This is a genomic window from Halomonas sp. DQ26W (genome assembly GCF_003339685.1).
In the GTDB taxonomy this organism is placed as follows: Bacteria; Pseudomonadota; Gammaproteobacteria; order Pseudomonadales; family Halomonadaceae; genus Halomonas.
On record NZ_QPKI01000010.1, the window covers coordinates 46891 to 58895 of the forward strand.

13 protein-coding genes are annotated in these 12005 nt (G+C 61.7%); 12 read left to right on the forward strand and 1 reads right to left on the reverse strand.

From position 1 onward, the window contains the following. Positions 1-16: 16 nt before the first annotated feature. The 12 genes from DU490_RS07235 to hemH all read left to right on the forward strand — a co-directional run bounded on the left by DU490_RS07235 (position 17) and on the right by hemH (position 11474). A complete protein-coding gene (locus tag DU490_RS07235; protein WP_114573645.1) occupies positions 17-328 on the forward strand; it encodes a hypothetical protein in 312 nt (103 codons plus the stop codon). 55 nt (positions 329-383) lie between these two features. Further along, positions 384-2099, forward strand: a complete 1716-nt coding sequence (locus tag DU490_RS07240) for a Na(+)/H(+) antiporter subunit D (protein WP_114573646.1) — start codon at positions 384-386, stop codon at positions 2097-2099. A gap of 199 nt (positions 2100-2298) precedes the next feature. Next, positions 2299-4719 (forward strand): ribonuclease R, encoded by a 2421-nt coding sequence (rnr, locus tag DU490_RS07245; RefSeq protein WP_114573647.1) that lies wholly within the window; start codon positions 2299-2301, stop codon positions 4717-4719. After that, the gene (rlmB, locus tag DU490_RS07250; protein ID WP_114573648.1) at positions 4719-5576 is read left to right on the forward strand and encodes a 23S rRNA (guanosine(2251)-2'-O)-methyltransferase RlmB; all 858 of its coding nucleotides are present in this window, start codon (positions 4719-4721) and stop codon (positions 5574-5576) included. The genes rnr and rlmB overlap by 1 nt, the downstream gene beginning before the upstream one ends. Before the next feature lie 163 nt (positions 5577-5739). Then, on the forward strand, positions 5740-6123 hold the full coding sequence (rpsF, locus tag DU490_RS07255; RefSeq protein WP_114573649.1) for a 30S ribosomal protein S6: 384 nt from the start codon (positions 5740-5742) through the stop codon (positions 6121-6123). A gap of 26 nt (positions 6124-6149) precedes the next feature. Further along, on the forward strand, positions 6150-6377 hold the full coding sequence (rpsR, locus tag DU490_RS07260; RefSeq protein ID WP_114573650.1) for a 30S ribosomal protein S18: 228 nt from the start codon (positions 6150-6152) through the stop codon (positions 6375-6377). A 12-nt stretch (positions 6378-6389) separates the two neighbouring features. Further along, a complete protein-coding gene (locus DU490_RS07265) occupies positions 6390-7244 on the forward strand; it encodes a hypothetical protein (RefSeq protein ID WP_114573651.1) in 855 nt (284 codons plus the stop codon). Positions 7245-7259: 15 nt separating this feature from the next. After that, complete coding sequence (rplI, locus tag DU490_RS07270; RefSeq protein ID WP_114573652.1) at positions 7260-7706, forward strand: 50S ribosomal protein L9; 447 nt, start codon at positions 7260-7262, stop codon at positions 7704-7706. 197 nt (positions 7707-7903) lie between these two features. Further along, positions 7904-9292, forward strand: a complete 1389-nt coding sequence (gene dnaB, locus DU490_RS07275) for a replicative DNA helicase (RefSeq protein WP_114573653.1) — start codon at positions 7904-7906, stop codon at positions 9290-9292. Positions 9293-9366: 74 nt separating this feature from the next. Further along, entirely contained in the window at positions 9367-9660 is a 294-nt protein-coding gene (locus DU490_RS07280; RefSeq protein ID WP_114573654.1) for a hypothetical protein, read from the forward strand. Positions 9661-9869: 209 nt separating this feature from the next. Continuing rightward, positions 9870-10172, forward strand: coding sequence for a DUF6482 family protein (locus DU490_RS07285; RefSeq protein ID WP_114573655.1), 303 nt, complete (start codon positions 9870-9872; stop codon positions 10170-10172). Positions 10173-10400: 228 nt separating this feature from the next. Beyond that, on the forward strand, positions 10401-11474 hold the full coding sequence (gene hemH / locus DU490_RS07290) for a ferrochelatase (protein ID WP_114573656.1): 1074 nt from the start codon (positions 10401-10403) through the stop codon (positions 11472-11474). Positions 11475-11565: 91 nt separating this feature from the next. Here hemH and DU490_RS07295 read toward each other — a convergent pair whose 3' ends face one another. After that, on the reverse strand, positions 11566-12000 hold the full coding sequence (locus DU490_RS07295; protein WP_114573657.1) for a Na+/H+ antiporter subunit G: 435 nt from the start codon (positions 11998-12000) through the stop codon (positions 11566-11568). Between the last annotated feature and the right edge of the window lie 5 nt (positions 12001-12005).

Here is a 12005-nt window from a genome sequence, read left to right on the forward strand (position 1 = left end):
TCCACAGGGGGGACACATGCTTGTCAAACTGCTCGACCTGCTGGTGCGCCATGCCAGATGGCTGAAAAGGGTGGTACTGGCCGCCATGGCGGGGCTGGTTATCGCCGACCTGCTTTCCCCTGCCGGCTATGACCGCTTTGTCTGGGAGTCCTGGGGGGGGGGCGGCGCCCTGTTCGGGGTGCTGGCATGCCTGAGTCTCATCGGCCTGGCCAAGGCACTGGGCCTGGGGCTGGTCTATCGCCGGGAGGCGTATTACGACGACGAGCTGGCGCCCTACCGGGCGCTCGAAGATGCTGCTGAGGAACGCAGTAGATCCGACCTCTCTTGAGCCGACCTCTCTTGAGCCGAGCTGGATTTAGCCAACCATTGAGGGAGCAGCTGTCATGCATGAGTGGTTCGTGATCAACTGGCCTTTCATCGAGTGGCTACCCCCCTCCCTGGTGCTGATCCTGGGTGGCTTGCTGGTGTCGTTTCTACGTGGGGTGGTGCAGAAGCTGATGCTGCTTGCCGCGCCCACGCTGGCCCTCGTCGCAGTGCTCGGCAGCGCTCCAGGAGCCTATGCCAGCTTTGAATTCCTGAACATGCAGATGACCCTGGGGCGGGTGGACCCGCTGAGCCTGGTCTTTGCCCATGTATTCGCCATCATGGCCCTGGTCGGTGCCATCTATGCTCTGCATGTGCGCGACACCATCCAGCACGTGGCCGCCTTGATCTATGCCGGCTCGGCTATGGGAGTCGTGTTTGCCGGCGACCTGGTCACCCTGTATGTCTTCTGGGAGCTGATGATGCTCTCCTCGGTCTGGCTGATCTGGCGCAACCGCCGGGCCGCTTCGCTGGCGGCCGGCTTTCGCTACCTGCTGGTGCACGCGGTGAGCGGAGTGCTGCTGCTGGCCGGCATTGTGATTTATTACACTCAGACCGGGAGCCTGAGTTTCGACGCCATCGAGACCGGGAGCCCCGCATTCTGGCTGATTCTGCTTGGCTTCATGATCAACGCCGCCGTGCCGCCCCTGCACGCCTGGCTCACCGATGCCTATCCGGAGGCCACGGTGACCGGAGCGGTGTTCCTGTGTGCTTTTACCACCAAGACGGCGGTCTACACCCTGATACGGGGGTTTCCCGAAGCCGAAGTGCTGGTCTGGCTGGGGACGCTCATGACCCTATGGGGGGTAACCTATGCGGTGCTGGCCAACAACATCCGTCGGCTGCTCGCCTACCACATTGTCAGCCAGGTCGGTTTCATGGTGGCCGGCATCGGCCTTGGCACCGCCATGGCCCTCAACGGCTCCGCGGCCCATGCCTTCACCCATATTCTTTACAAGGCGCTGCTGTTCATGAGTGCCGGGGCCATCATCCAGATGACCGGACGCGCGAAGCTGACCGAGTTGGGCGGGCTGTATCGCCACATGCCGCTGACCTTCGTCTTCTACATGATCGCGGCATTCTCGATTTCTGCGCTGCCGCTGACCAGCGGCTTCGTCAGCAAGACGATGATCCTCGAGGCCTATGCCGACCATCAGGCGGCATTTGTCTGGCTGGTACTCTCGCTGGCATCGGCAGGCACCTTCCTGAGCGTGGGCCTCAAGCTGCCCTGGTTCGTCTTCATGGGGCGCGACAGTGGGCTGCGCCCCCGTGAAGCGCCGGCCAACATGCTGGTTGCCATGGGGATCGTGGCTTTCTTCTGCATTTTCATCGGCGTGTATCCGCAGTGGCTGTACCAGATGCTGCCGCATCAGCCGGTCGGCTATAACGCCTATACGCTAGCCCATGTGTTCTGGGATCTGCAGCTGCTCTCCTTCGTCGGCCTGGTCTTTTTCGTCCTGCTGAAATTCATGGCGCCCAAGGACAAGATCACCCTCGACACGGACTGGTTCTATCGTGTGGCAGCCCCGCACGCCGTCGGGTTAATCCACCGCCACGGCACGAGCGCATGGCGCAACCTGCTAGCTGCCATGCGTTGGCCGCTGGGCCGCATCTTCGCCCAGGCGTTGCGCTATCACGGCCCCAAGGGCATTCTGGCGCGCACCTCGCCTACCGGTAGCATGGTGCTCTGGGTGGCCGTATTGCTTACCGCTACGCTGCTGCTCTACTACATCTGACCCGTATGAAACCATCTGCGATTGCGTCGCGGGTTTCCGATGTATGACCGGATCGCACCACCATGGTTGGGTAGTTACCTCGCCGGCGCTATACTGCGCGCATGACAATAGACCCTAATAGCAACACCCTACACCCGCGGCGCATTGCCTGCGCCCTCTCGAGAACGCCGTCCCCGACGTTGCCAAGGATGCCCCACGCATGAATCACTGGACGCTCAGCGACGACCCGCACGCCAGCCGCGAGGCCCATAAGTACGACAACCCCGCACCCAGTCGCGAATACCTGCTGGCCAGAATGGAAGAGCACGGCAAGCCGGTCACCCATGAAACCATGAGCCGCATGCTGGGCCTCGACGACGAGGATCTCCAGGAGGCGGTGCGACGTCGGCTGGCCGCCATGGAGCGCGACGGCCAGTTGCTGCGCAACCGTGCCGGTGCCTATGCGCTGATAGACAAGCTGGACCTGATCAAGGGTAAGGTGCTTGGCCACCGTGACGGCTTCGGCTTTCTGCTGCGCGACGACGGCAAGAAGCCGGACCTGGTGCTGCCGCCCCGACAGATGCGTCGTGTATTTCATGGTGACGCCGTGTTGGCAAGGGTCAGTGGTCGCGACCGTCGAGGGCGCGACGAGGCGACGATCGCAGAGGTGCTCTCCCGCAACACTCAGACCATCGTCGGCGTCTACCGCGCCAATACCACTGAGTTCGGCGTGTTGATTCCGGAGAACCCGCGCATCACCCAGGAAGTGATCATCCCCCACAGCGCCTGCGGCGGCGCCAAGGATGGTCAGGTGATCTCGGCGAAGATCGTCCAGCAGCCCGAGACCCGGGTGCAGCCGGTCGGTGAGGTGGTCGAGGTGCTCGGTGAGCGCATGGATCCGGGGATGGAGATCGATATCGCCATCCGCAGTTACGAGATCCCCTCGGAGTTCCCGCCGGACGTGCAGGACCAGATCGCCGGAATGTCGGCCGAGGTGGTAGACGCCGACAAGCAGCATCGCATCGACCTGCGCGACGTACCGTTCGTTACCATCGACGACGAGTCAGCCAAGGATTTCGACGACGCCGTCTGTGCCTGGAAGACCAAGTCGGGCAGTTGGAAGCTGCTCGTCGCCATTGCCGACGTGTCCCACTACGTGCGCCCCGGCAGCGCCCTGGACGAGGAGGCGATTACCCGTGGCAACTCGGTCTATTTCCCCGGCCAGGTCGTGCCCATGCTGCCTGAGCTGCTCTCCAACGGCCTCTGCTCGCTGAATCCCAGCGTCGATCGGCTGGCGCTGGTCTGCGAAATGAATATCTCCCAGTCCGGCGCCATCAGTCGCTATCGGTTCTACGAGGCGGTCTTCCAGTCGCATGCACGGCTGACCTATAACAAGGTCGCCGCCATCCTCGACGAGGAGAACGACGACGGAGATGCGCTGCGCGAAGAGTACCGCGCCCTGGTGCCCTCGCTGCAGAACCTGCATTCGCTCTATCGGCTGCTGCGTGAAGCCCGCGTGGCCCGTGGCGCCATCGATTTCGAGACCACCGAGACGGCGATACTCTTCAACGATGAGCGCAAGATCGAGAAGATCGTGCCGCGTTCGCGCAACGATGCCCACAAGATCATTGAGGAGTGCATGCTGGCGGCCAACGTGGCCACCGCCCGTTTCCTCGACAAGCATGATCTGCCGGCGCTGTACCGTATCCACGAGAAGCCCTCGCCGGAGCGCCTGGACAAGCTGCGCCTGTTCCTTAACGAACTGGGGCTCTCTCTGGGCGGCGGAGACGACCCGAGCCCCGAGGATTACCGCGACCTGGCCGAGGTGATCAAGGATCGCCCCGATTCCGACGTAATCCAGACCGTGATGCTGCGCTCTATGAGCCGGGCGGTTTATTCGCCTCACAATGAAGGCCACTTTGGCCTGGCCTATCCGGCCTATGCCCACTTCACCTCACCAATCCGCCGCTATCCGGACCTGCTGGTCCACCGGGCCATCCGCTCGGTGATTCGCGGGCCGCGCCAGACCGCCACGGTGCTGCGCGCCGAAGGCGGCAAGGTGGAGCCGCCCAGCAAGTGGTGTCCCTATACCTTTGAGCAGATGCTGGGGTTGGGGGAACACTGCTCCATGACCGAGCGTCGCGCCGATGACGCCACCCGCGACGTCGAGGACTGGCTAAAGTGCGAGTTCATGTCCGACAAGCTGGGCGAGGTCTATGAGGGAACCATCGCCTCGGTGACCCAGTTCGGCATTTTTGTGCGTCTCGATGAGGTGTATGTGGAAGGCCTGGTGCACGTCACCTCGCTGCCCTCTGATTATTACCACTACGAGCCGGAAAAGCACCGCCTCAAGGGCGAGCGTACCGGCATGAGCTACCGGCTCGGCGATGGCGTCACCGTGCAGGTGGCACGTGTCGACCTTGATGATCGCAAGATCGATTTCGCCCTGGAGGACGAAAAGCCGCGCCCCAAGCGACAGCCGCGCAAGCGGCGGGGTGCCAGCGAGCCGGACAGCGCCACAGCGTCGGCTGGCGGCAGCGGTAAAGGTGATGTCAAGATTGGCAAGGATGATGCCAAGGGCGGCAAGGGCAAAGGCGGTAAGCGTCGCCGCGGTCCGCGCAAGCCCAAGGCGCGTAGCTGATGGGCAGGCGCCAGGGCTCTCGACAAGAGGGCAGGGGGTGGCGCCCCGATACCCGGGAGCGCCACGGCAGCAAGCGGCCTGCTCAGCGTGGGGGTGGGGTGCCGGGTGGCCTCGATGCCGTCTTTGGTGTGCATGCGGTTCGGGCGCTGCTTGACCGCGGTGAGACGCCCAGAGAGCTCTGGGTGCAGGAGGGTGATGCCGAACAGCGCCTGGCCGAGCTTGTCGAGTTGGCTCGCCGGGGAGGCGCACGCGTCATGGTGCGGCCTCGCGATGACTTCGAGCGCCTGGCGCAGGGCGCGGCTCATCAGGGGTTCGTCGCGTTCTGTCCACCGCTGAGTGCCGAGAGCGAAGCCTCGCTGTGGTTCAAGCTGGAAGCCTGGCCGCTAGAGGAGCCGCCGCTGCTGTTGGTGCTGGACGGGGTGACCGATGTGCACAACTTCGGTGCCTGCCTGCGCAGTGCCGATGCCGCTGGCGCTCACGGCGTGATCGTGCCCAAGGACAAGTCGGCGCCCCTGAACGCCACGGTACGCAAGGTTGCCAGCGGCGCGGCGGAAAGTGTCCCGGTCTACCAGGTAACCAACCTGGCACGCGCCCTGGCTAAGCTCAAGGTGCTTGGTGTCTGGGTATTGGGCACCGCTGGCGAGGCTGAAACGGGACTGTTCGATGTCGATTTCACCGGCCCGGTTGCGCTGGTCATGGGGGCCGAGGGAAAAGGCATGCGTCGTCTGACCCGAGAAGCCTGCGATGCGTTGATCAAGTTGCCCATGGCCGGTAGCGTTTCAAGTCTGAACGTCTCCGTGGCGGCGGGGATCGGCTTGTTCGAAGCCGTGCGTCAGCGACGTGGCAGCCGGGCCTGAGCGCATCCTGGCAGTAGCGTCCTTGCAAGTGGCGCTGTAGCTCTCTAGAATGCATGCGCCCGTTCCTGTGTGAGCGGGCGCTTCCATTTGACTATCACTCCTTGCTTCCCCTGAAGGCCTGAAGTTGCCTCACGCGGAAGCTGCCAACCCGCAAGGAGACCCCATGCGTCATTACGAAATCGTGGTTATGGTCCATCCGGATCAAAGCGAGCAAGTGCCGTCCATGGTCGAGCGCTACTCCAGCATCGTCACCGAAAGTGGTGGCACTGTGCATCGTCTGGAGGACTGGGGCCGTCGTCACCTGGCCTACCCGATCAACAAGATCCACAAGGCTCACTACGTGCTGATGAACGTCGAGTGCAGCGGCGAGACCCTCGATGAGATCGAGAACATCTTCCGTTTCAACGACGCCATCATTCGCAGCCTGGTGGTGCGCTGCAAGGAAGCCATCACTGAAGCTTCGCCAATGATGAAACCGGCAGACGACAAGCGTGTTCGTCGTGACGATAGGTCACGTGACACCGAAGAAACTGCCGAAGCTAACTGATCCGCACCGTCTGAAGGAGTCTTTACATGGCACGCTTTTTCCGCCGTCGCAAGTTTTGCCGTTTCACCGCCGAAGGTGTGAAGCAGATCGATTACAAGGATCTGGACACGCTCAAGGCCTATGTCACCGAGACCGGCAAGATCGTTCCCAGCCGGATTACTGGCACCAAGGCCCGCTATCAGCGCCAGCTGGCGACTGCCATCAAGCGCTCGCGTTACCTGGCACTGCTGCCTTTCACCGATAGCCACCAGTAAGTCACGTAACCGATGCTACCGATTGCTCGCTGGTTGATGCGCGCCACGCCCTATGCCGCTGGCGGGGCTGCCTTGGCCGCTATCATTCCCTGGCTGTTCTGGTTCAGTGGCGCCATCGTGGCGCTGGCGACCCTGCGCGGGGGGCTCGTTCCGGCACTGCCCGTGCTGGTGGCGGCTGCTATCCCGGCCGGATGGTGGTGGACCCAGGGGGATGCCATACCACTGGCCAGCGTATTGCTGGTCACGCTGATGGCGGTGGTGCTGCGAGAGCGCATGCGCTGGAGTGAAGCGCTTATCGTCGGCACGCTTGCCGGGGCGATGATGATCCAGTTGGGCATCTTTGTCCCACCGGGTGGCACCGAATCGTTGCTGGAACAGTTACGGCAGGGCTCGGTCGAGATCGATCGTATGCTCACCGAGCTGGCCCGTCAGGGATATGACACCCAGGAACTGGCCACCTTGCTGATCGGTGGTATCACCGGTCTGGTGGTGCTAGTGGCCGCAATCGGCTGTTTGGCTCTGGCACGAGCCTGGCAGGCGGGACTCTACAATCCCGGCGGTTTCCGGGAGGAGTTTCACGCCCTGCGGCTCACGCTGCGTGAGCTGATCGTGCTGGTCGTGCTGGGCGTAGTGGGCATGGTGTTGGGCATTCCGTCGCTGAGCATGCTGGCCTGGGTGCCGCTGCTGGTGGCGGGTATCGCGCTGGTGCATGGTTTCATCGGTATGAAGGGCATGAACGGGCTGTGGCTGATCGCTTTCTATCTACTGCTGATCACCACCTGGCCCATGATTCTGATCGTGCTGCTGGTGGCTTTTGTCGATGTGTTCGCGGATTTCCGCGGCCGTCTGGCCCCCCGTGGCGACTGACAAGAGGTTGACGAGATGGAAGTAATTCTGCTCGATAATATTGGCAAGCTCGGCGGTCTGGGCGACAAGGTAGCCGTCAAGCCTGGCTATGGCCGCAACTACCTGGTTCCCTACGGCCTGGCCGTGCCGGCAACCAAGGACAACGTCGAAGCCTTTCAAGCGCAGCGCGCCGAGCTCGAAGCCCAGGCCGCCGAGCGCAAGGCAGAAGCTGAAGCCCGTGCAGCCCAGCTCAATGAGATCGAGCTGTCGCTGGTTTCCAAGGCCGGTGACGAGGGCAAGTTGTTCGGTTCCATCGGCCCACGCGACCTGGCCGAAGCGCTGGGCCAGGCAGGTATCGACGTCGCCAAGAGCGAAGTTCGCATGCCGCAGGGCCCGATCCGCCAGACCGGCGAGTACGACATCGACCTGCACCTGCATGCCGAAGTCGACGCGACCGTGCGTGTCGTGGTGGTAGCCGAGTAAGGCCCGCCTAGTCACGTCGTTCGCCAAGGGGCGCGGGGATGATCTCCCCGCGCCCCTTGTTCTTGGCGCAGTGTTTTTGTTTTGACGGTTTCGTTGCGAGCGGCCGGGCGTCGCGTTAATTGTCGCTTCGAGAGGTAGGGTGGACCACGGGCATCGGGTAGAATGGCACGGCCCGTTTTTACGTAGGTGGCCATGCCATGAACGACACTCTCGAGCTGGATCAGGAAACTGCCGCCCTGAAGATACCACCTCACTCGCTTGAGGCGGAACAGTCGGTGCTGGGCGGCCTGATGCTCGACAATCAGGCGTGGGACAACGTGTCGGAGCGGCTGGTGGCGGATGACTTTTACCGCTACGAGCATCGTCTGATTTTCAACGCCATGACCGGCCTGGCTGAAGCCAGTCAGCCACTGGATGTGGTGACGCTGTCCGAGGCGCTGGAAGGGCGTGACCAGCTAGGTACTATTGGTGGCCTGGCCTATCTGGCCGAACTGGCACGCAATACGCCCTCGGCCAGCAATATCCGCGCCTATGCAGATATCGTTCGCGAGCGAGCCACCCTGCGCAAGCTGATCCGGGCAGCCAGCCAGATCGCCGATAGTGCCTTCAGTCCACAGGGAAGGCCAGCCGACGAACTGCTCGACGAGGCCGAGCGGCTGGTGTTCCAGATCAGCGAAGAGCGGCCCAAGTCGGGCGGACCCATCGGCATGAGCGAACTGCTGGCCAAGGCGGTGGACCGCATCGACGAGCTGTTCAACATGAAGGGCGAGATGACGGGGCTATCCACCGGCTTTCGCGACCTCGACGAGATGACCTCTGGCCTGCAGCCCTCTGACCTGGTGATCATCGCCGGGCGCCCCTCCATGGGCAAGACAACCTTCGCCATGAACGTGGTGGAGCATGCCGTGATATCAAGCGACAAGCCGGTGATGGTGTTCTCCATGGAGATGCCGGCGGACGCCCTGATGTTGAGGATGCTGTCGTCGCTGGGACGCATCGATCAGACCCGGGTTCGCACCGGCCAGCTCGAGGACGAAGACTGGCCGCGGCTGACATCGGCGGTGAACCTGCTCAAGGACAAGCAGCTGTTCATCGACGACACCGCGGCACTATCGCCCAACGAGATGCGCGCGCGAATGCGCCGACTGGTGCGTGAGCACGGCAACCTGGCGCTGGTGATGATCGATTACCTGCAGTTAATGCAGATCCCCGGCTTCTCCGAAAACCGCACTGGTGAGATCTCCGAGATATCGCGCTCGCTGAAGGGTCTTGCCAAGGAGTTCGGCTGCCCGGTGGTGGCGCTGTCGCAGCTCAACCGCTCGTTGGAGCAGCGCCCCAACAAGCGTCCTGTGATGTCGGACCTGCGCGAATCGGGCGCCATCGAGCAGGACGCCGATGTCATCGCTTTCGTCTACCGCGACGAGGTCTATAATCCGGACAATCCCGACAACCAGGGCCTGGCCGAGCTGGTCATAGGAAAGCAGCGTAACGGTCCCATCGGTACGGTGCACATGGCCTTCATCGGCAGGTACACTCGCTTCGAGGACCTGGCCCCGGACAGCTATGGTGAGTCGTTCGGAAATTGATCGTCTTCCCCGGCCTTGAGCCTGTGGGTGGGCACCGTATAATGCCGACCCCCGATAGATCACCAGGAGGCAGCATGGCAAGCGGATTCAGACGTGGCAAACAGCAGCGTACCCCGAAACTCGAGGCGCGTGGCGAGCTTGAATCGCTGGAGCGGGAAGGACCTTTCAAGGAGTGGCTGGGGATGCCTGATCTCTACCGTTTTCATCTGCTCGTGGATGGCGAGGCGTACAGTTATCAGACCGAGGATGCCGAACTCGCGGTGGCTGTCGGTGATCGTGTGATATTCCGCTACAAGGAAACCAAGGCGGGCAAGTGGGTGGATCGGCGCTCGTTGGCCAAGGCTATCGACCCCTCCGATTACCAGTAGACGTTTCTCCAACCACCTGCTGACAATAACTGTCTTTTCGCGATTCTCCCGTAATAACGACTGCCGGATCCCGTTTCAAGGAACCTTCCGGCTGTCGCATGGTCATAATATAAATATGCTACTGTCATGCTAATGCTATCGGGCACAGTCATGCTGTGCCCGAGCAGTATTTGTTTCATGCCACTAATGTTCGTCACATGGAGGGAGCCATGGACTTCGATGACCTCAAGGCTTTTGCGGCCAGTCACGATAACTACGAAATTCGCGTCATTACCCACTCTGGTAGCCATTGTTACCAAGTGGAGTTGGAGGATATGGAAGGCGCCAGGCACATGCTGACCCGACGCGGCAAGCCAGTCGTGTTTCGCTCTCTGGAGGATGTCTATCTTGAGCTGCGGCGGGCCGGCATCCATCGCGCCTTCCTGGTACAGCATGTGCCTCAGGATGAGGTGGTCGGCCGCGAGGCTCACTATCGGGACCCACTCACGTCGCGCATGCCGCTGGTGTTCTAAGCGACGCCATCTTCAACGTACGCGCTACAGCGGTAGCGCCCCCCCCCCGGCTTCCCGCTTCAGCCCCGCAACTTCCCGAGATGGGCGCCATACTGTTGTGAAGCGGCGACATGACTTCTCCTTGAGCTATACAAAATAAAATAATGGTACAACTCTATTCTGTCAGGGTGGCGTTATGCTGGTAAACTGGCCGGCGTTGCCAGACGATGATCAGAAGGAAGGCCTTGCATGATAGAAGTCAACGCGCCGCATGACAGCTCGGATAACCGCCATCCCGAACACGCTCCGGCTGACCACCCCAGGGTATCGCAGCGCAAGGTGGGGGTGGTATTGGCCAACCTGGGCACGCCGGATGCCACCGACTACTGGTCGATGCGTCGCTATCTCAATGAATTTCTCTCCGACAAGCGAGTGGTGGACTACCCGGACTGGAAGTGGCAGCCGCTATTGCAGCTGATCATTCTTACCAAGCGGCCCTTCAGCTCTGGTCAGGCTTATCGCGGGATCTGGAATACCGAGAAGAACGAGAGTCCACTCCTTACCATCACCCGCGATCAGACGCACAAGATTGCCGATGGGCTCGAGGCCCTATATGGCGACCAAGTGGTGGTCGATTTCAGCATGCGCTATGGCAACCCCTCAACCGACAGCGTATTGCGGCGCATGCAGGCACGGGGCTGTGATCGTATCCTGTTCTTTCCGCTCTATCCCCAGTACGCCTCGCCGACCACTGCCACGGCCAACGACCAGGCGTTTCGTACACTGATGAAGCTCAAGTGGCAGCCTGCGTTCCGCACAGTGCCGGCCTATTTCGAAGAACCGGCCTATCTTGACGCCCTGTCGGCCTCGGTGAAAGAGGCCTACGCTGTCGCCGAAACGCCGCCGGAGGTGCTGGTGGCTTCCTATCATGGCGTGCCGAAGCGCTATCTTCTTGAAGGAGACCCTTACCATTGCCAGTGTCAGAAGACGACGCGACTGCTCAAGGAGCGCCTGGGGTGGGATGACGAAGCCATCGTGACCGCATTCCAGTCGAAATTCGGTCCGGAGGAGTGGGTGGGGCCGGCCACGGTAGAGCACGTGGCCGAGCTGGCCCGTCGGGGCCACAAGCATATCGCAGTGGTATCGCCGGCCTTTTCCGCCGACTGCGTAGAGACCCTCGAGGAGATCGAGGAGGAAATCAAGCAGAGCTTTCTTGCCGCTGGGGGTGAACGGTTCACCTATATTCCGTGCCTTAACGACCGCGATGACCATATCGCCGCGCTGCTTGCGGTCATCAGCCGCGAATTGTCTGGATGGTGCTGAGAGTGCCTTTTGTTTGGCAACTCAGTCAATGAATAACAAAGCGGGCTGCCTATTGGCAGCCCGTTTTGTTCATGTCTTGAGTAACAGTGGCTCAGCGGCGCATGCGCGAGCGTTTGGCCTTGCGATACTTCCACGGGTGCTTGGCGCGAGCAGGGCGCGCCACGCGGCTCTGGCCGACGTCCTCGTCGCGGAATTCAGGAATCGAACCGCGGGTGCTGGTGATGAATCTCAGGTGCATGTGCAACCCGGTCTTGGCCAGCATATGGCCGGTCACCGGTGCTGTAATAAACAGGAACAGGGTGATCAGTAGCTCCTGTACATGCAGTTCGCGCTGGGTGATGGTGAAGTAGAGCATCGAAGCGATCAGGATGCAGCCGATCCCCAGGGTGGTGCCCTTGGTGGGGCCGTGGAGGCGCATGAAGAAGTCCTTGAACTGCAGCATGCCCAATGAGCCGGTGAAGGCGAAGATGCCACCGGCAACCAGCAGGAAGGCGATCACGCCTTCGGCAATGACGTAAAAGGTCATGGCGT